Below are 18,762 nucleotides of genomic sequence, written 5' to 3' on the forward strand. Positions count from 1 at the left end.
TTATCCGTTATAATAGCCGACAATTTTGTTTTCATTTTTACGGAATCACCTAATGACAGTACAAACTTTCCGCGGCTCGCCTGCTTTATCCTCTTTTCGCTTAACGCAACTTCAACAAAAATTCCAACAAAATCAATTGCCTGTTCAGTCTGTTTACGCTGAGTATTTGCATTTTATTCAGCTAAACCGACCGCTTGCCAGCGAGCAGGAAAGTAAGCTGAAAGAGTTGTTACATTATGGCCCAACCTTGGCAGAGCACGATCCTGTGGGATTCTGCCTGATCGTTACCCCTCGTGTTGGCACGATTTCTTCATGGTCATCGAAAGCAACCGACATCGCTCATAACTGTGGCTTGGCGGAAGTGGATCGCATTGAGCGTGGTTTAGCGTACTATTTTGACTTTTCTACACCGCCAACGGCGGCACAGCTTGAAACGTTAAAAGGCTTATTGCACGACCGTATGTTAGAAACGGTGTTAGACAGTGCATCGCAAGCGGATAAATTGTTTGCACAACACGAGCCGAAAGAATTTACGACCGTTGATGTGCTAGGTGGCGGTCGCAAGGCGTTGGAAGTGGCGAACGTGGGATTGGGCTTAGCGTTGGCGGAAGATGAAATTGATTATTTAGTGGAAAATTTCACCGCACTTGGACGCAACCCGAACGACATTGAGCTGTATATGTTCGCCCAGGCCAACTCGGAGCATTGCCGTCATAAAATCTTCAATGCCGACTGGGTGATTGATGGCGAAAAACAGGATAAATCCCTGTTCAAAATGATTAAAAATACCTTTGAGAAAACCCCTGACTATGTGCTTTCTGCCTATAAAGATAATGCTGCAGTAATGGAAGGCTCAAAAGTAGGGCGTTTCTTCCCTGATCAAGACGGGCAATATCGCTACCACAATGAAGATGCCCACATCTTAATGAAAGTGGAAACCCATAACCACCCAACTGCCATTTCGCCATTCCCAGGTGCAGCGACAGGTTCAGGCGGTGAAATTCGTGATGAAGGGGCAACAGGGCGTGGGGCAAAACCGAAAGCCGGTTTAACGGGCTTCTCGGTGTCTAACCTTGTGATCCCAAATTTTGAACAACCTTGGGAAAATCCGCTTTCTAAACCAAACCGTATCGCTTCGGCGTTAGATATTATGATTGAAGGGCCACTCGGTGGAGCTGCCTTCAACAATGAATTTGGTCGCCCAGCCTTGCTCGGTTATTTCCGCACTTATGAAGAAAAAGTAAACAGCTTTGCAGGAGAAGAAGTGCGTGGCTACCATAAGCCAATTATGCTCGCAGGCGGTATCGGTAATATTCGTGCGGAACACGTGCAAAAAGGTGAAATTCCAGTAGGGGCGAAGTTAATCGTGCTTGGTGGCCCAGCGATGAATATCGGCTTAGGCGGTGGTGCAGCTTCATCAATGGCATCGGGTAAATCCAAAGAAGATTTAGATTTCGCTTCTGTTCAACGTGAAAATCCAGAAATGGAACGCCGTTGCCAAGAAGTGATCGACCGTTGCTGGCAGTTGGGCGAAGACAACCCGATTTTATTTATTCACGATGTGGGTGCGGGCGGTTTATCTAACGCAATGCCTGAATTAGTTCACGACGGTGAGCGTGGTGGTAAGTTCGACTTACGTTCGATTTTATGCGATGAAAAAGGCATGTCGCCGTTAGAAATTTGGTGTAACGAATCGCAAGAGCGTTATGTGTTAGCAGTTGCCCCTGAAAAACTCGAATTATTCACCGCACTTTGTGAGCGTGAACGTGCTCCGTTTGCGGTTATCGGCGAAGCAACCGAAGAGAAACATCTCACCTTGCACGATAGCCATTTCGACAATAATCCGATTGATTTGCCGATGAATGTATTGCTCGGCAAAACCCCGAAAATGACCCGAAATGTGTTGTCAAAAACGGTGGAAAACCAACCGCTTGCACAAGATGAAATCCAGCTCAAAGAAGCCTTGCATCGAGTGCTTCGTTTGCCTGTCGTGGCGGAAAAAACTTTCCTTATCACCATTGGCGACCGCTCGGTAACGGGTATGGTGGCACGCGATCAAATGGTCGGTCCGTGGCAAATTCCTGTGGCAGACTGTGCCGTGACCACCGCAAGCCTTGACAGCTATCACGGTGAGGCGATGTCAATGGGCGAACGTGCACCTGTGGCATTGCTTGATTTCGGTGCGTCTGCACGCCTTGCGGTGGCGGAGAGCATTACCAACATCGCCGCAACCGACATTGGCGACATCAAACGCATTAAACTTTCAGCGAACTGGATGTCAGCAGCAGGTCACGAGGGCGAAGACGCAGGGTTATACGAAGCCGTGAAAGCGGTAGGCGAAAAACTTTGCCCGGCGTTAGGCATCACCATTCCAGTGGGCAAAGACTCAATGTCAATGCGTACCACTTGGGAAGAAAACGGCGAGCAAAAATCGGTAACCGCTCCATTATCATTAGTGATCTCTGCGTTCGCTCGTGTGGAAGACGTACGTAAAACGGTTACCCCACAACTTCGCACCGACAAAGGGCATTCACGCTTGTTGCTTATTGACTTGGGCGAGGGCAAAAACCGCCTAGGGGCAACGGCTTTGGCTCAAGTTTACAAACAACTTGGTGACAAACCTGCGGACGTCGTAAACGTAGAAAACCTCAAAAACTTCTTTAACGCAATGCAAGCGTTAGTGGCGGAGCGTAAATTATTGGCGTATCACGACCGCTCGGACGGTGGTTTAATCACGACCTTAGCGGAAATGGCATTCGCAGGGCATTGTGGCGTGGAAATCGACATTTCAGCCTTGGGCGATGACGATCTTGCGGTGTTATTTAACGAAGAATTAGGGGCGGTAATCCAAGTTGCCGACAGCGAATTAGCGAGCGTGCGTGAAGTGCTGAAAGCCCACGATTTACTCGGCTTAACCAAAGAATTAGGTGTGGTGGTGGATGGCGATTTATTTGAAATCAGCCGTGGCAGCCGCAAATTGCTCAGTGAAAAACGCTCGGAATTGCGTGGTATTTGGGCGGAATTAACCCACCAAATGCAACGTTTGCGTGATAACCCGGAATGTGCCGACCAAGAATTTGAAACCAAAAAAGACCCGAATAACAAAGGCTTATCCGCATTCTTGACCTATGACGTGAACGAAGACATTACTGCACCGTTCATCAATAAAGGCGTGAAACCGAGTATCGCCATCTTGCGTGAACAAGGCGTGAACAGCCATTATGAAATGGCGGCAGCGTTCGACCGTGCGGGCTTTAATGCGATTGACGTGCATATGTCTGACTTAATGGCAGGTAGAAGAAACCTCAAAGATTTCAATGCGTTAGTAGCGTGCGGCGGCTTCTCTTACGGTGACGTACTCGGTGCAGGCGGCGGCTGGGCGAAATCAATCCTGTTTAACCCAATGTTGCGTGACCAGTTCAGCCAATTCTTCGCCAACCCGAATACCTTAGCATTAGGCGTGTGTAACGGCTGCCAAATGGTGTCGAACTTGGCAGAAATTATCCCCGGTACAGAAAACTGGCCTCGCTTCGTGCGTAACAAATCAGAACGCTTCGAGGCACGTGTCGGCTTGGTGAAAATCAACGATACCCACAGCCATTGGTTTAAAGGAATGGCAGGTAGCCATATGCCGATTGCGGTTTCGCACGGCGAAGGTCAGGTGGAATTTAAGCAGTCAGGTCAGCTCGAAAATCTGCAAAAACAGAACCTCGTCATCGCCCAATACATCGACAACAACGGCAACTTAACCGAAGTGTACCCTGCCAACCCGAACGGCTCGGTAAACGGCATTACCGCCATTTCCAACCTAGACGGACGTGTCGCCATTATGATGCCACACCCGGAACGTGTTTACCGTGCGGTAAGCAACTCTTGGTGCCCTGATGACTGGACGGAAGATGGGGCGTGGATGAGATTGTTTAGGAATGCTAGAGTGGTGTTTAAATAATTATGCATAAATGGGAAAAGGCAACTACTAGGTGATTGTCTTTTCCATGTGTAAATAAAAGCATCATAAGCTAATGAGAATATATTTATGGTAAAACAAAAAATAACTCCTAGAGAAGATAAAGCTCTATATATCTTAAATATTGCAAAATTACAGATAGGGGATATCATATTAGAGTCTGGGGATTCATGGTATTCGAATGGTATAAAACTTGCAACAAACAGCCAATACTCACATGCTAAAATTTGTTGGAGTCAAGGTTCTTGTATTGAAGCATTGTCTGATGGCGTTCATTCCAATAATATAAAGAGGACGCTATATAAACAACCTAGTGATGTTAAAGTATTAAGGTATAAAAAAGATATTACTCCTTATGTTGATAGGATAGTTTCTAGCGTAAGGAGTAAAATTGGAACACCATATTCTACATTATTGGCAATTGGAACTAAGATTCCTTTTATTACTGATGATGATCGTAAACAATTTTGTTCAAAGTTAGTAGCTTTAGCATTTAAAGATGCAGGAATAAATTTAGTTCAGGAGGCTGAAATTTGTACACCCGCTGATCTTGAAAATAGTCAAGAGCTTGAATGTGTAAATGATTGTATAGATTTAGCAACACAAGAAGAAATTGAGTTTGCAAAAAGTGAAAATTTTTTAGAGGTTCAAAAGAAAAGTACAAACTTTTTAATTGATGAGTGTTCCAAGTTAGCGAATGCTGAATTTTTGACTCTGCAGGATGTAGAATTATTTCTTATAAACAATAGAGAATTCGACCAATGTTTCTCTGATATATTGCAGAAATCAGGATATTTAACATTATTAGAAGATTTTGAAATACCTAAAAACAAATATAGGTATGATGATAATGAATTAGATAAATTTTTGAATACTACAGATATTGATCTTATTTTCGAATATGAATTACAAAAAAAATTGTGTAAAAGACATTATGAAACATATATTCAAGCTAAAAATAATGCTATAGATTTAAATCTAAAATATTTTGACCTGATAAATGATTTGTACACTAGATTAGTTAATATTCATTGCAACTCAGCAGAACGATTTTTAAGACGAATTAAACATAAGAAATAGTCGTTTTGATAGAAAATCCCCTCCGATGGCGCAAGCGTTCACGCTTGTGCCTATTAGTTCCTAATTTAATGCTTATCTAAAAGCCCAAATATCCAACTCAAATCAGGATATTTGGGCTTTATCTTTTGGCACAAGCGTGGGTGCTTGCGCCATCGTTAGCTTTTCCTATCATTTGTTGTAAATCATTGTTTCCACAAATAACAAGCAGTCAGATTTTTGTGAAAGTTTGCAAAGGCAGGATTATTTTTGCGATCTCGGTCGCAAAATTGTATTGTGTGATGGTGTTTTTATATAAGCTATTTATGCTTATCCCATTTAAGGAGGGGCAATGAGCCAAAAATATAAATTTCACGAAAAGAGCGGTGCTTATTTTGTGAGTTTTGCAACCGTTTATTGGGTTGATGTGTTTATTCGGGAAATTTATTTTGAAGCTGTTATTCAAGCATTGGCATTTTGTCGTAAAGAACGGGGTATGTTGATTTATGGTTATTGCATTATGCCTAGTCATATTCATTTGTTATTTCAGGCAAAGGAACAAAATGTCAATTTCAATACCATAAATATAAATTAAAAAAAAGCCTCAAAAACTGACCGCACTTTTCCCTTAACAACGAGCCTCAAAACAAAAAACAGCACGCTAATTAACGTGCTGTTTTTAACTTTTGCCATTCCTTACGAACGTTTCATAATCTCGAAGAACTCTTCGTTGGTTTTGGCGACCACCAGTTTGTCGATAAGGAATTCCATCGCTTCCACTTCGCCCATTGGATTAAGGATTTTACGTAGAATCCACCCCCCGATGGCGCTCATGTCCACACGAGTGCCTTTTTAATACCTAATTCAGTTAAAAGCACTCGTCACAGACGAGCGCTATCTTCCTTGTTAGTCTTACTTTTAGCTCTCTAAAATTTTTCTTTTTGTGATCTGTATCGAGAAACAAAATGAGAGAACTATTCAATTCAATATTTTTTGCTAAAGTTAACTTCTTTTTAGAAAGAGATAAACGATAATAAGATGAGCAGAAAATATAAAATGAATAATCCTGATGGTGCTTATTTTGTGAGTTTTGCAACGGTTTATTGGGTTGATATTTTCATTCAGGAGAACATTTTCAAGCGATCATTCAGTCTTTAGCATTTTGTCATAAAGAATGGCTTTTATGGATCTTTGAGTGAACACGAAAAAAAGATCTAATGTTCAAAAATATCAATTTTGGCAACATCATAATCAGCCTATTGAAATTTATTCCCAAAAGTTTTTTGAAGAAAAACTAAACTATATTCACAATAATCCTGTCGTTAGCGGTTTTGTTTCTGAAATATGGGAATGGAAATATAGCAGTGCAAAAAATTATTGTGGTTTAACGTCTATATTAGAAATAGATTTAGCTGTTTAATATTAGATAATCACCCGTCTCAGACGATTGCTATCTTTTCTTAGACTTGCAAAACTTTCCCAAAAACGGACCGCTTGTCTTATGTTGTGTGCCTCTTGAGACGATGGTTTCAAGGGGCATCGTTTTTTGTTGTTTTCCATTGAATCTACTTTTCTGCGAATTTCTTGTAAATTTTCACTGTTTTCCCCTGCAAAAACTCGTATAATCGGCACACTTTTTCTTTAATTTTTTATACAAAAAGAGGTAAACACTATGGGTGGTATCAGTATTTGGCAACTCGTGATTGTTGCGGTCATTATTTTGTTACTTTTCGGTACAAAAAAATTGCGTAATTTAGGTTCTGATCTTGGCGAATCGGTCAAAGGTTTCAAAAAAGCGATGAGCGAAGACAAACCGCAAGATGCTGAATTCAACAAAGTTGAGCAAAAAGCGGAACAAGCCGTAGAACAAAAAGCGAAAGAAAAAGAGCAGGCGTAATTCGTGTTTGATATTGGTTTTTCTGAACTCATTCTGATTTTTATCATCGGTTTGGTGGTGCTTGGTCCGAAGCGGTTGCCGATCGCCATTCGTACGGTGATGGGCTGGGTAAGGACGGTTCGTGGCCTGGCAGCAAATGTGCAGAATGAATTAGCACAAGAGCTAAAGTTGCAGGAGTTGCAAGAGAGCATTAAAAAAGCGGAAGAACTGAATTTAAGTCGCCTGTCGCCTGAATTAGAAAAAACGGTGGCGGATTTAAAACAATCGGCGGAAAAAATGAAAGGCGAGTTGGCGTCGGCAAAAGGGCAAATTCAAGCCTTGACCGATGAACAAGTCGCTGACATCCAAGATCGGATTGAGCAGGAAGATAAACAGCTTGCCGACAATGCGGATGTGCAACATGTCGATGAAAACGCACCGCTTGCAGAACCTGAACACGCCGAGCTTTCCCCTGCAGAAATCGCTGAGCTTGCCGAAGCCGATGAAGAAAAACTGATGGCGTATTATCCGCCAGACGATGATTTAGCTTCCCCTGAAGGACAGGATAAAAAGAATGTCAGTTGATGAATCGCAACCCCTTATTAGCCATTTAATTGAACTGCGTAACCGCTTACTTCGAGCGGTTATTTGCGTTTTAATTGTATTTGCGGTGTTGGTGTATTGGGCAAATGATATTTATGCTTTACTTGCCAGCCCGCTGACTGAGCGTTTGCCCGCTGGGGCAACGATGATTGCGACGAATGTTGCAACGCCATTTTTTACCCCGATTAAACTGACCGCGATTGTCGCCGTGTTCTTATCGGTGCCGTACATTTTGTATCAGATTTGGGCGTTTGTCGCGCCTGCGTTATACAAGCAAGAAAAGCGGTTGGTATATCCCCTGCTGGTTTCAAGCACCTTGCTGTTCTATATCGGCGTAGCATTTGCCTACTATGTCGTTTTCCCGCTTGTATTCGGTTTTTTAACCAGCACGGCACCAGAAGGCGTTACTATCGCAACGGATATCAGTAGCTACTTGGATTTCGTGCTAACGATTTTCTTGGCATTTGGTCTCTGTTTTGAAGTGCCAGTGGCGATTATTTTGCTTTGTTGGTCAGGAGTCACTAGCCCTGATGATCTGCGAGCGAAACGGCCGTATATTATCGTTGCAGCATTTGTTATTGGTATGTTGTTGACGCCACCCGATATTTTCTCACAGACTTTGCTTGCCGTGCCAATGGTACTACTGTTTGAAGTCGGGTTGCTTGTTTCTCGTTTCTATACTGCACCAGAAACAGAGCAGGAAAATAAAATTTAATGGTACTATGCGGTGGCTATCGCCGCATAATGTAGGGGCGGGCCTTTGTGTCCGCCCGTTTTCAATTTGCAAAAAATTCGGTCAAACCGACCGCTTGTTATGGACGGACACGCAAGTCCTGCCCTACAAAAATTCCCTGTCGGCTGACCCTAATCTTAATCGCAAAAGGACAATAAAATGACCCAATTTCTTTCGTCTTCTTTCCCGACTCGCCGTTTACGCCGTTTACGTAAGCACGATTTCAGTCGCCGTTTAGTTGCAGAAAATGTGCTAACGGCCAATGATTTGATCTATCCTATCTTCGTGATTGAAGGTGAAAATCAACGGGTCAAGGTGCCATCAATGCCTGGCGTGGAGCGTTTAACCATTGACCAATTACTGATTGAAGCCGCATTGTTGGTGAAATATGGTGTACCAGCGGTGGCGCTATTTCCCGTGGTGGAAGGTGACAAAAAATCGCTAATGGCAGAAGAAGCTTACAACCCGAACGGTTTGGCACAGCGTGCAGTGAAAGCCTTGAAACAAGCCTTCGGTGAGAAATTGGGGGTGATTACGGACGTGGCGCTTGATCCATTCACTACCCACGGACAAGATGGCATCATTGATGATGAAGGCTATGTGTTAAACGACATCACCACTGATGTGCTGATCAAACAAGCCCTTTCCCATGCCCAAGCGGGGGCGGATGTGGTGGCTCCGAGCGATATGATGGACGGGCGTATTGGGGCAATTCGTCAGGCGTTGGAGGAAAACGGCTTTATCAACACGCAAATTATGGCGTACTCCGCAAAATATGCGTCCAACTATTACGGCCCATTCCGTGATGCCGTTGGCTCCGCCGGTAATCTCAAAGGTGGCAACAAGAAAACCTATCAACTTGATCCCGCCAATGCTAACGAAGGTTTGCACGAAGTTGCACTCGATATTCAAGAAGGGGCGGATATGGTAATGGTGAAACCGGGAATGCCGTATTTAGATTTGGTTTATCGTGTGAAAGATACCTTTGGCTTACCAACCTTTGCTTATCAAGTCTCAGGCGAATATGCGATGCATATGGCGGCAATTCAAAACGGTTGGTTGAAAGAAAAAGAGTGCATTATGGAGTCGCTGCTGTGCTTCAAACGAGCGGGAGCGGACGGCATTTTAACTTACTTCGCCAAACAAGTGGCTGAGTGGTTGTATCAAGACAATCAAGGTAACTGATAGGATTAAAAAGGGCTTATATCTGAGATATAAGCCCTTATGTTTAGCGATACATTTTTTCAATCTGTTCTTTATACCGCTGTAAAATCACTTTGCGCCGAAGTTTGAGCGTTGGCGTAATCTCTTCCATTTTCTGTGTAAAGGCTTCGGGCAATAGGGTGAATTTTTTCACTTGCTCGAAGCTCGCTAGCTCTTTTTGTAGCTCATTGATCCGCTTTTCAAACATCTGCACAATTTCGGAATTTTTAATCAAGTCCAAGCGGTCGTGATATTTGATATTGAGTTGTTTGGCGTATTCTTCCAAGCTCTCAAAACAAGGTACGATCAAGGCTGAAACGTATTTCTTCGCATCGGCAATGACCGCAATTTGTTCGATGAATTTGTCTTTACCGATTTTGCCTTCGATATATTGCGGAGCGATGTATTTGCCATTTGAGGTTTTCATGAGTTCTTTAATGCGATCGGTGATAAATAAATGACCGCTTGCATCCAGTTCGCCGGCATCGCCCGTTTTTAAAAAGCCGTCTTCGGTGAAGGCTGCGGCGGTTTCTTCGGGCTTTTTGTAGTAGCCCCGCATCACCATGCCGCCTTTGACGAGAATTTCGTTGTCTTCGCCGATTTTTACTTCCACATTTGGCATCAGTGTACCGATTGAATTTGGGTTGAAGCCTTTATCACTCCAGCAAGAAACCGTTGCGGTGGTTTCGGTCATGCCGTAGCCGAGTTTGATATTGATCCCAATACTGTGGAAGAACATGCCAATCGTTGGTTCTAACTTCGCACCGCCGCAAGGCATCATTCGGATGCGTCCGCCCAGTAACGCCCGTAATTTCGAAAGCACTAATTTGTTTGCGATCGCATATTGAGCGTTCAGCCATAACGATGGTTTTTTCGCCATAAAATGTTTTTCACCAACACGGATTGCCCAGTTAAACAACGCTCGGCGATGAGCTGGGGCTTTTTGCACTTTATCTAAAACGGCGGCGTAGATTTTTTCATACAAACGGGGAACGGCACACATTAAGGTTGGCTTCACTTCTGCCAAGGTTTCACGCACTAAGTTAGTGTCTTCCAAATAGCAGTTGGTTGCCCCACGATGTAAAATGTAGGAAATCCACGCCCGTTCGAAAATATGCGAAAACGGTAGGAATGAAAGCGACACATCGTCTTCATTGACATTCAAGGCTTGGTCATGGTTTTGGAATTGGCAGGCAAGGTTGGCATAATCAAGCATTACGCCTTTTGGCTCGCCCGTGGTGCCAGAGGTGTAAATCAGCGTGAACAGATCGTCTAAGCGTTTTGTTGTAAGACGTTGGTTTAATTCGACTGTTTGTGGCTCAACTTGGATAAAGTCTTCCCAATAGCACGCAATCGGTCGGCTGAACAGGTTAATTGATGGTTTCATCGCCACGATTTTGGTTAATTGTGTACAACTGTTCGCTATTTCGATCGCTTGATCGTACTGTGCTTGATCGCCCACAAAGAGAATTTTGATGTCGGCATTGTTTAAAATATATTCGACTTGTTTGGCCGTATTGGTGGCGTAAATTGGCACGGTTACCGCACGAATTTGCATCGTGCCGATGTCCGCGATAGTCCAGCGGGGCATATTGTTGGCGAAAATGCCAATTTTATCTTGAATGCCAATGCCATTGGCAAGCAAGGCGTGAGAGAGTTGATTGACGTGAGATTGGAACTGTGCCCACGATAATGTCATCCATTTTCCTTCGTCTAAAAAACGTAACGCGACACGATCAACGAGCCGTTCTGCTTGATAGCGGAAACGATTTACAAAGTGAAAATCGAGTAAATCCATTGTATAAAACCTGTTAAATAGTAGTTTGGCAAATGCCCGCTAATATAAAAGGTTACGTCTGAAAAAGCCAGAGAAAAATGAACAGTTGTACGCTGAAATTGTGAGGGGTGTCAGATTTGCAAAAAATTTGTCGGAACTGACCGCTTGTCAATGTAGAAAACGCATCTACAAGCGGTCAGTTCCAAGCCAAGTTTTGCAAATGCTATTCCCTAGGGGCAACTTCTTCCATTGGGGATTGGCCTTCGGCTTCTTCTGCTGTGGTTGATTGAGCAGGGGGCTCTTTGCCAAGTGAGAGGGCATCCCAAACGCTTGGTTTGGAGTCCACGGTGGAGCCGCCAGTACAATACTGTTGCCCTTTATCTTTCCAAACAGGAATCTGCCGTGAGCTAGAGCAATCCCAAGAACCGTAGCTGTTGATCCCAACCCATTGAATATTTGGCGATTGTGGTAATTTAAACGGTTGTGGTAAAGCACGTTTTAAATATTCTTTATAGATCTGTAATGCACCACTGGAGCCTGTTAGCCCTGTATCGCTATTGTTGTCTTTTCCAAGCCAAACAGTAGTGACATTTTTCCCATCAATGCCAACAAACCACGTATCGCGAGCTTTGTTGGTTGTTCCTGTTTTGCCAGCAAGTCTGAGTTGGGCAAAATCCGCTTGCAGGCTGCGGGCTGTTCCCCGTTCAACAACTTGCTGCATGGCATACAGTGTTTGGATCGCTGCCTCCGCAGGTAACACTTGCTTACCTTGTTCAGAAACATTGGGTTGATAAATCATTTCACCTTGGCGGGAAATAATGGCATCAATGGTCGTTAGGGGCGTTTTTTTGCCAGCATTTGCCAATACTTGATAGGATTTCGTGACATCATAAGGTGAAATCGAGTAGGAGCCGAGCAAGGTGGCGGGATATGGCGGAATTTCAGCATTGTCCCAGCCCATTTCTTTTTGTTTTTCAATCACGTTGCGTAAGCCGATTTTCATCCCGATATTCACTGTTGGAATATTCAGTGAGCGAACCAGTGCATCCATTAGCATCACCGAGCCGCTGAAACGGCGGTCGTAGTTGCGTGGTGACCAAGGTGGGCTACCTTTAACGGTAATGGTGATCGGTTGGTTGTTTACGGGCGTGTTCAAACGGAATAATTCGGGCTGAGCCAAAGCAATGGCATAGATAGACGGCTTCACCAATGAGCCGATTTGGCGTTTGGTTTGTAACGCTCGGTTAAAACCAGCGTATTGGGTTTGCACGCCGCCCACGATGGCTCGCACTTTGCCTGTTGCATATTCAGCAACCACAATCGCAGACTGCAAGTCTTTGATTTTCTTATTGCTATTTTCCAGTTCTGCTACACCGTTGATCACCGCTAATTCGGCAGAACGTTGCTGTTTACGGTCAAGGGTAGTGAAAATTTTCGCCCCAGAAAGCAAATTCAGTTTGGATTCGCCCAGTTTGGTTTTGATGTCTTGATTTAACGCATGCATGAAGGCAGGCTGCTGACGATAGACGTTACCTTTTTCTTTCACGCCGAGTGGCTGTTGAATCAGAAAATCGTAATCTGCTTGGGAAATTTTTTGGTGATCGAGCAAAATTTTCAGTACCACATTGCGTCGTTCTAACGCCGCTTGCGGATTTCGCCAAGGGTTATAAAGCGATGCCCCTTTCGCCATACCGACGAGCAATGCCATTTGCGATAAGCTAATTTCTTGCACGGGTCTGCCAAAATAGAACTGGCTCGCCAAAGCAAAACCGTGGATTTGGTAGCTGCCGTTTTGCCCGAGATAGATTTCGTTGAGATAGGTTTCGAGAATGCGATTTTTGTCGTAGCGAGCATCTAAAATGATCGACATCAAGGCTTCGTTGATTTTGCGTTCGAGCGATTTTTCACTGCTCAAAAACAGATTTTTCACCAACTGCTGGGTGAGTGTACTTGCCCCTTGCACCGTTCTGCCTGCTTGGTAGTTAGTGATCAACGCACGCCCAATACTCAACGGACTGATGCCGTTGTGTTCGTAAAAGCGTTTATCTTCAGTCAAAATCAACGTGTCGATCAGCAAACTTGGATAATCCCGCAAGCGTAATGCCACCCGTTCTTCATCATTATCAGAATGGAGCATGGCGATCAATTTGGGGTCAAGGCGAAATTCATCCACTTCTTTTAAACGAACCAAATCTTCAATGCGAGCCAATTTATCGCCGACAAATCGTAAACGCAGTACTCGTTGGGCTTCAGGATTTTCAGGGAATTGGAATGCCCGACGTAACACGACTAAATTGTTGTCTTCAATTTTGAAATCGCCTGGGGTAGCAATCACCGACACTTCCCGATAGCCGTTGTCAATCAATGCCAGTTTGACTTGTTCTAAACTCAAATCATCATCGATCCGAATGCGTTCAATACGGCTATACACTTCCGCAGGCAATTGCCACACTTGCCCGTCCATTTTGGCGCGGATCTTGCCGTCAAGGTAGATGCCATAAAGTCCTACATAACAGGCTCCCAACAACAAGATTTTTAAACAAGTGGGGATAAAATAAGGTTTTTTGACAGGCGTTTCTGGCTTTTCGTGCGAATTGTTCGACATAAATTGACTATAAAATGATAACAGCGGTTCGATTCTACAAGAAATTTGCAAATTTATGAACAAATCTTACCGCTTGCAGTGATAGGTGGGAGGAAGATTTATTGCATTACAGCAACAATGCAGCACCCCATTTAATGATGTCAAAGAAAAATTTGTTTTGATTTGTTGCCACGCCATCGGGATCGTTTTGCTCCGTCACTTTCCCTTCGCTGACCATACCATTCTTATATTCGCCTTTTAACACGGCAAGATCGTCTTTAGCATTCATTCGAATGGTTTGGCAACTCTGCTGATCAAGCGGCTTCACCTTAGACGTCTTATATTTTTTGAATTGGCGTTGTGCATAACCCATTGATTTTTCATCTTCTTGAAGAATTTTGACATATTCTTCACCAATAATATTTTCAAGTGGATAAAACAGCACATATTGTGCGTGGACATAAGCATCTTCAGGAGAGAAGTGTTGTTGTTGAATGCGGGTTAAATTGGGATAAATACACTGTTCCGCTTGACGACTAGCGATTGCCCAACGCTCCGCGTTTTCATCGGAAAGAATATAGTCTGCCCCTAAAAACTCGCCAGGAAAAGGCAGCTCGGTTTGATTTTGTGAGCAGGCGGATACCAAAAGTATGCCGCTCATCATAAATGTGGTTTTGAATAAAGGTTGCATCGTAAGATTAGCCAGAATAAAAATGGCGGAATTGTATCAGTAACCTGATGACTTATACAAGCGGGCAGATCCGCTGGTTTTTTTGCAAAAACGATCAGGGAACTGACCGCTTGTTAGGCAAAATGACAGAATTTTTGCCGCTTAATAATAGCGATTATCAATAACTTAGCTTTTCAGAAGCCGTTTTTTGAGATAGATCACAAAACAAATTTTTTTATGTTACCAAATTGTAAAAAACGGTTATAAATCGGCTGAAATAATGGCACAATAATGATGTTCTAAGTTGACATATTTTACTTTCCCAAGGAGGAAATTGTGCAAACTGTTAATGTTGATGTCGCCATTGTGGGTGCTGGCGGCGGTGGTTTAAGAGCGGCAATTGCGGCTGCTGAAGCAAATCCAAATTTAAAAATAGCTTTAATTTCAAAGGTTTATCCGATGCGTAGCCATACAGTTGCCGCAGAAGGTGGTGCAGCAGCGGTAGTAAAAGATACTGACTCTTACGATAAACACTTCCATGATACTGTAGGTGGTGGTGACTGGTTATGTGAACAAGATGTGGTGGAATACTTCGTTGAACATTCTCCAGTGGAAATGACCCAATTAGAACGTTGGGGTTGCCCTTGGAGCCGCAAAGATGACGGCGATATTAACGTTCGTCGTTTCGGTGGAATGAAAATTGAACGTACTTGGTTCGCCGCCGATAAAACGGGCTTCCACTTACTTCATACTCTTTTCCAGACGTCTATTAAATATCCGCAAATTATCCGCTTTGACGAACACTTCGTTGTCGATATTCTCGTCGATGAAGGGCAAGCTCGTGGCTGTGTCGCGATGAATATGATGGAAGGTACTTTCGTACAAATCAACGCCAATGCAGTGGTTATCGCAACGGGCGGTGGTTGCCGTGCATATCGCTTCAATACCAATGGCGGTATCGTAACTGGCGACGGCTTATCTATGGCATATCGCCATGGTGTACCATTGCGTGATATGGAATTTGTTCAATATCACCCAACAGGTTTACCAAATACGGGTATTTTGATGACGGAAGGTTGCCGTGGTGAGGGCGGTATCTTAGTCAATAAAGATGGCTACCGTTACTTACAAGACTACGGTCTAGGACCAGAAACGCCAATCGGTAAACCAGAAAATAAATATATGGAACTTGGTCCACGTGACAAAGTTTCCCAAGCGTTCTGGCAAGAATGGCGTAAAGGCAATACCTTAAAAACCGCAAAAGGCGTGGACGTGGTGCACTTAGACTTACGCCACTTGGGCGAAAAATATTTGCTTGAGCGTTTACCGTTCATTTGTGAATTAGCCAAAGCTTATGAAGGTGTGGATCCAGCTAAAGCACCAATTCCAGTACGTCCAGTAGTTCACTACACCATGGGGGGTATTGAAGTAGATCAACAAGCAGAAACCAATATTAAAGGCTTGTTCGCGGTGGGTGAGTGTGCGTCTTCTGGTTTACACGGTGCGAACCGTTTGGGGTCTAACTCTCTCGCTGAACTTGTGGTATTCGGTAAAGTAGCTGGTGAAATGGCAGCTCGTCGTGCCGTTGAGGCAAGCCCTCGCAATCAAGCGGTGATCGATGCTCAAGCACAAGATGTGTTAAATCGTGTTTATGCGTTAGCTCGCCAAGAGGGTGAGGAGTCTTGGTCACAAATCCGTAATGAAATGGGCGACTCAATGGAAGAGGGCTGTGGTATTTACCGTACTCAAGAAAGTATGGATAAAACCGTGGCGAAAATTGCAGAGCTGAAAGAACGTTATAAACGCATTAAAGTGAAAGATACATCAAGCGTATTCAACACTGATTTACTCTACAAAATTGAGTTAGGTTACATTCTTGATGTGGCTCAATCTATTTCGTCATCTGCAGCAGAGCGTAAAGAGTCTCGTGGTGCACACCAGCGTTTAGACTATGTTGAACGTGATGATGTGAATTACTTGAAACATACCCTTGCGTTCTATAACGCTGACGGTGCACCAACAATCAAATACAGCGATGTGAAGATCACCAAATCTCAGCCTGCAAAACGGGTTTACGGTGCAGAAGCAGAAGCTCAAGAAAAAGCAGCGAAAAAGGAGTAACAGAAGATGACGAATCAAAGCAAAATGACGGTCGAAGTGCTTCGTTATAACCCTGAACAAGACAACGAACCGTTCTTAGCCAAATATGAAGTGCCTTATGATAGCCAAACTTCGTTACTTGACGCATTAGGCTATATTAAAGATGAATTAGAGCCAGAACTTTCTTACCGTTGGTCTTGCCGTATGGCGATCTGTGGCTCGTGTGGCATGATGGTAAACGGTAAACCAAAACTGGCATGTAAAACTTTCTTACGTGATTACAGTGGTTATATGCGAATTGAACCGCTGGCTAACTTCCCAATTGAGCGTGACTTAGTGGTTGATCTCAGTCACTTCATTGAAAGTTTGGAATCGATCAAACCATATATTATCGACAATAAAGCTCCAGAGCTTGATGGCAATCCACATCCATCTGATGTGTTAGCGAAAAGCCGTACCAAACAGACTCCAGCACAGCTTGAGAAATATCGTACTTTCTCAATGTGTATTAACTGTGGTTTATGTTACGCTGCTTGTCCGCAATTTGGTTTAAATCCAGAGTTTGTAGGGCCTGCTGCCTTAACCCTTGCCCACCGTTATAACTTGGATAACCGTGATAACGGTAAAGCCGAACGGATGAAAATCATCAACGGTAAAAACGGGGTATGGAGCTGTACCTTCGTTGGTTACTGTTCCGAAGTTTGTCCGAAACACGTTAATCCAGCGTCTGCGGTGAACCAAGGTAAAATTGAAAGTGCCAAAGATTATGTTTTTGCCATGTTAAAACCGCAAAAGTAAGGAGAAAGTAAAATGACAACAGTAGCAAGTAAACGCAAAAAATATGTGCGTGAAGTCACACCAACGTGGTGGAAGCGGTTAGATTTTTACAAGTTTTACGTTTTGCGTGAAAGTACCGCAGTACCAACCATTTGGTTTTGTTTAGAATTATTCTACGGCTTAGTTTGCCTTGGTAATAATACCTTTGAAAGCAGCTTCGTCAGCTTCTTACAAAATCCATTAGTTGTGGTGTTAAATATTATTACCTTAGGTGCAGTGTTGTTGAATAGCTTGACCTTCTTCAATATGGCACCGCAGATGATGAATATCATTGTTAAAAATGAACGCATCAATGTGAAATTGGTATCGCAAGTGTTCTGGGGCATTACCGCTGTCGTTAGCCTTTTTGCCTTGATTTTAGTATAGGGAGCGAAAAATGGATAAACTTAACCCAAAACGTTCAAATGAACCTGCCGTGTGGTTACTTTTCGGTGCTGGCGGGGCAATTAGTGCGATTTTCTTCCCCGTATTAGTGTTGATTTTAGGCTTCTTATTGCCATTCGGTTTAATCACTCCAGATAACATTGTGGCATTTGCACATACTTGGATCGGTAAACTCGCAATTCTTGCGTTACTGATTTTCCCAATGTGGTGTGGTATGCACCGTGTTCACCTTGGCTTGCACGATTTCAAAGTACACGTGCCAGCAGGTGGCTGGATTTTCTACGGATTATCAATGCTTTACAGTGTATTAGTGTTATTTGCAGTATTTAATCTGTAATTATTGTACTCATATTAAAACGGCTCTTGGGTTAACGAAGAGCCGTTTTTATTTTTAGAATATGATACCAAATGAACTTGGAACTTTGGTAGAGAGAATCCGTCTTAATCAGGCATTTCAATTCATTTTTATAAGGGACTTAAATGACATCATTAAAATTACTTTTAACACTCGGTGTTGCAATGGCGGTTTCATCAGTGACTTTTGCAGAAACCACAACCGCAAATGTTATGTTGAAAGACAATGCAACGCAAACTGTTGACGCAGACAAACAAGCGGTCACTTCCGTGAAAAATGTTGCAAAAGAATCGACAAAATCAGCAGTGACTGAAAAAATGAAAGAAGTAAAAGCAGGAGCAGGAAAAGATCAGCCTTCAACAACCAAAGAAAAAGCGCGGAAGACGGCTAAAGTAAACATCAATACGTCAGATGCGAAAACGCTACAAACCTTAAACGGCATTGGTGAAACAAAAGCTCAAGCGATTATTGATTACCGCACTAGAAATGGCAAAATCAAAGATCTCAAAGAGTTAGCGAATGTGCCAGGCATTGGTGAAGCGACGCTTGAGAAGCTCAAAGGTGCAATTAGTTTCTAATTTGTCTGATAAAAAACAGCGACTTCGGTCGCTGTTTTT

General features: G+C 43.4%; 17 protein-coding genes. 13 read left to right on the plus strand and 4 right to left on the minus strand.

The genetic code is table 11. The features are described 5' to 3' along the window. The first annotated feature begins 52 nt into the window (after nt 1–52). The 3 genes from purL (at nt 53) to A4G17_RS03450 (ending at nt 5,618) form a co-directional block, all read left to right on the plus strand. Nucleotides 53–3,949, plus strand: coding sequence for a phosphoribosylformylglycinamidine synthase (purL, locus tag A4G17_RS03440; RefSeq protein WP_123957556.1), 3,897 nt, complete (start codon nt 53–55; stop codon nt 3,947–3,949). An 87-nt stretch (nt 3,950–4,036) separates the two neighbouring features. After that, the gene (locus A4G17_RS03445; protein WP_123957557.1) at nt 4,037–5,047 is read left to right on the plus strand and encodes a YiiX/YebB-like N1pC/P60 family cysteine hydrolase; all 1,011 of its coding nucleotides are present in this window, start codon (nt 4,037–4,039) and stop codon (nt 5,045–5,047) included. Between the two features lie 328 nt (nt 5,048–5,375). Next, complete coding sequence (locus tag A4G17_RS03450) at nt 5,376–5,618, plus strand: transposase (RefSeq protein WP_123957558.1); 243 nt, start codon at nt 5,376–5,378, stop codon at nt 5,616–5,618. A gap of 101 nt (nt 5,619–5,719) precedes the next feature. Here A4G17_RS03450 and A4G17_RS03455 read toward each other — a convergent pair whose 3' ends face one another. Further along, the gene (locus A4G17_RS03455; RefSeq protein WP_207948563.1) at nt 5,720–5,863 is read right to left on the minus strand and encodes a hypothetical protein; all 144 of its coding nucleotides are present in this window, start codon (nt 5,861–5,863) and stop codon (nt 5,720–5,722) included. Nucleotides 5,864–6,218: 355 nt separating this feature from the next. Here A4G17_RS03455 and A4G17_RS10295 point away from each other — a divergent pair, with 355 nt between their 5' ends. From A4G17_RS10295 to hemB, 5 genes are all read left to right on the plus strand, one after another. Further along, nucleotides 6,219–6,443 carry a transposase gene (locus A4G17_RS10295; RefSeq protein WP_123957559.1) on the plus strand — a complete coding sequence of 75 codons (225 nt, stop codon included), beginning with the start codon at nt 6,219–6,221 and terminating at the stop codon, nt 6,441–6,443. A gap of 252 nt (nt 6,444–6,695) precedes the next feature. Beyond that, nucleotides 6,696–6,920 (plus strand): Sec-independent protein translocase subunit TatA, encoded by a 225-nt coding sequence (gene tatA / locus A4G17_RS03465; RefSeq protein ID WP_123957560.1) that lies wholly within the window; start codon nt 6,696–6,698, stop codon nt 6,918–6,920. Between the two features lie 3 nt (nt 6,921–6,923). Next, on the plus strand, nt 6,924–7,484 hold the full coding sequence (tatB, locus tag A4G17_RS03470; protein ID WP_123957561.1) for a Sec-independent protein translocase protein TatB: 561 nt from the start codon (nt 6,924–6,926) through the stop codon (nt 7,482–7,484). Continuing rightward, a complete protein-coding gene (tatC, locus tag A4G17_RS03475; RefSeq protein WP_123957562.1) occupies nt 7,474–8,217 on the plus strand; it encodes a twin-arginine translocase subunit TatC in 744 nt (247 codons plus the stop codon). Before tatB ends, tatC begins: the two co-directional genes overlap by 11 nt. Nucleotides 8,218–8,394: 177 nt before the next feature. Continuing rightward, on the plus strand, nt 8,395–9,420 hold the full coding sequence (gene hemB / locus A4G17_RS03480) for a porphobilinogen synthase (protein ID WP_123957563.1): 1,026 nt from the start codon (nt 8,395–8,397) through the stop codon (nt 9,418–9,420). Between the two features lie 43 nt (nt 9,421–9,463). Here the strand turns inward: hemB and A4G17_RS03485 are convergent, their stop codons facing one another. The 3 genes from A4G17_RS03485 to A4G17_RS03495 all read right to left on the minus strand — a co-directional run bounded on the left by A4G17_RS03485 (nt 9,464) and on the right by A4G17_RS03495 (nt 14,490). After that, a complete protein-coding gene (locus tag A4G17_RS03485) occupies nt 9,464–11,236 on the minus strand; it encodes an AMP-dependent synthetase/ligase (protein WP_123957564.1) in 1,773 nt (590 codons plus the stop codon). A 202-nt stretch (nt 11,237–11,438) separates the two neighbouring features. Then, the gene (gene mrcB / locus A4G17_RS03490) at nt 11,439–13,820 is read right to left on the minus strand and encodes a penicillin-binding protein 1B (protein WP_123957565.1); all 2,382 of its coding nucleotides are present in this window, start codon (nt 13,818–13,820) and stop codon (nt 11,439–11,441) included. Nucleotides 13,821–13,926: 106 nt separating this feature from the next. Continuing rightward, complete coding sequence (locus tag A4G17_RS03495) at nt 13,927–14,490, minus strand: DUF5358 domain-containing protein (protein WP_123957566.1); 564 nt, start codon at nt 14,488–14,490, stop codon at nt 13,927–13,929. Nucleotides 14,491–14,805: 315 nt separating this feature from the next. On the opposite strand from A4G17_RS03495, the gene frdA reads away from it, so the two are divergent. From frdA to A4G17_RS03520, 5 genes are all read left to right on the plus strand, one after another. After that, a complete protein-coding gene (frdA, locus tag A4G17_RS03500; RefSeq protein WP_123957567.1) occupies nt 14,806–16,590 on the plus strand; it encodes a fumarate reductase (quinol) flavoprotein subunit in 1,785 nt (594 codons plus the stop codon). 6 nt (nt 16,591–16,596) lie between these two features. After that, nucleotides 16,597–17,367 (plus strand): succinate dehydrogenase/fumarate reductase iron-sulfur subunit, encoded by a 771-nt coding sequence (locus tag A4G17_RS03505; RefSeq protein WP_123957568.1) that lies wholly within the window; start codon nt 16,597–16,599, stop codon nt 17,365–17,367. Nucleotides 17,368–17,379: 12 nt separating this feature from the next. Then, nucleotides 17,380–17,772 (plus strand): fumarate reductase subunit FrdC, encoded by a 393-nt coding sequence (gene frdC / locus A4G17_RS03510; RefSeq protein WP_123957569.1) that lies wholly within the window; start codon nt 17,380–17,382, stop codon nt 17,770–17,772. A 10-nt stretch (nt 17,773–17,782) separates the two neighbouring features. Then, nucleotides 17,783–18,127 carry a fumarate reductase subunit FrdD gene (frdD, locus tag A4G17_RS03515; RefSeq protein ID WP_123957570.1) on the plus strand — a complete coding sequence of 115 codons (345 nt, stop codon included), beginning with the start codon at nt 17,783–17,785 and terminating at the stop codon, nt 18,125–18,127. A 143-nt stretch (nt 18,128–18,270) separates the two neighbouring features. Beyond that, complete coding sequence (locus A4G17_RS03520) at nt 18,271–18,723, plus strand: ComEA family DNA-binding protein (protein WP_123957571.1); 453 nt, start codon at nt 18,271–18,273, stop codon at nt 18,721–18,723. Nucleotides 18,724–18,762 lie beyond the last annotated feature (39 nt).

The organism is Frederiksenia canicola (genome assembly GCF_011455495.1).
Lineage (GTDB): Bacteria > Pseudomonadota > Gammaproteobacteria > Enterobacterales > Pasteurellaceae > Frederiksenia > Frederiksenia canicola.

What these genes read in the sequence shown, in the direction of transcription:
- frdC (WP_123957569.1), top strand. Translation starts at nt 17,380, where the DNA reads ATGACAACAGTAGCAAGTAAACGCAAAAAATATGTGCGTGAAGTCACA.
- A4G17_RS03445 (WP_123957557.1), top strand. Translation starts at nt 4,037, where the DNA reads ATGGTAAAACAAAAAATAACTCCTAGAGAAGATAAAGCTCTATATATC.
- A4G17_RS03505 (WP_123957568.1), top strand. Translation starts at nt 16,597, where the DNA reads ATGACGAATCAAAGCAAAATGACGGTCGAAGTGCTTCGTTATAACCCT.
- tatC (WP_123957562.1), top strand. Translation starts at nt 7,474, where the DNA reads ATGTCAGTTGATGAATCGCAACCCCTTATTAGCCATTTAATTGAACTG.
- frdD (WP_123957570.1), top strand. Translation starts at nt 17,783, where the DNA reads ATGGATAAACTTAACCCAAAACGTTCAAATGAACCTGCCGTGTGGTTA.
- hemB (WP_123957563.1), top strand. Translation starts at nt 8,395, where the DNA reads ATGACCCAATTTCTTTCGTCTTCTTTCCCGACTCGCCGTTTACGCCGT.
- tatA (WP_123957560.1), top strand. Translation starts at nt 6,696, where the DNA reads ATGGGTGGTATCAGTATTTGGCAACTCGTGATTGTTGCGGTCATTATT.
- A4G17_RS03450 (WP_123957558.1), top strand. Translation starts at nt 5,376, where the DNA reads ATGAGCCAAAAATATAAATTTCACGAAAAGAGCGGTGCTTATTTTGTG.
- mrcB (WP_123957565.1), bottom strand. Translation starts at nt 13,820, where the DNA reads ATGTCGAACAATTCGCACGAAAAGCCAGAAACGCCTGTCAAAAAACCT.
- A4G17_RS03520 (WP_123957571.1), top strand. Translation starts at nt 18,271, where the DNA reads ATGACATCATTAAAATTACTTTTAACACTCGGTGTTGCAATGGCGGTT.
- purL (WP_123957556.1), top strand. Translation starts at nt 53, where the DNA reads ATGACAGTACAAACTTTCCGCGGCTCGCCTGCTTTATCCTCTTTTCGC.
- A4G17_RS03485 (WP_123957564.1), bottom strand. Translation starts at nt 11,236, where the DNA reads ATGGATTTACTCGATTTTCACTTTGTAAATCGTTTCCGCTATCAAGCA.
- A4G17_RS03495 (WP_123957566.1), bottom strand. Translation starts at nt 14,490, where the DNA reads ATGCAACCTTTATTCAAAACCACATTTATGATGAGCGGCATACTTTTG.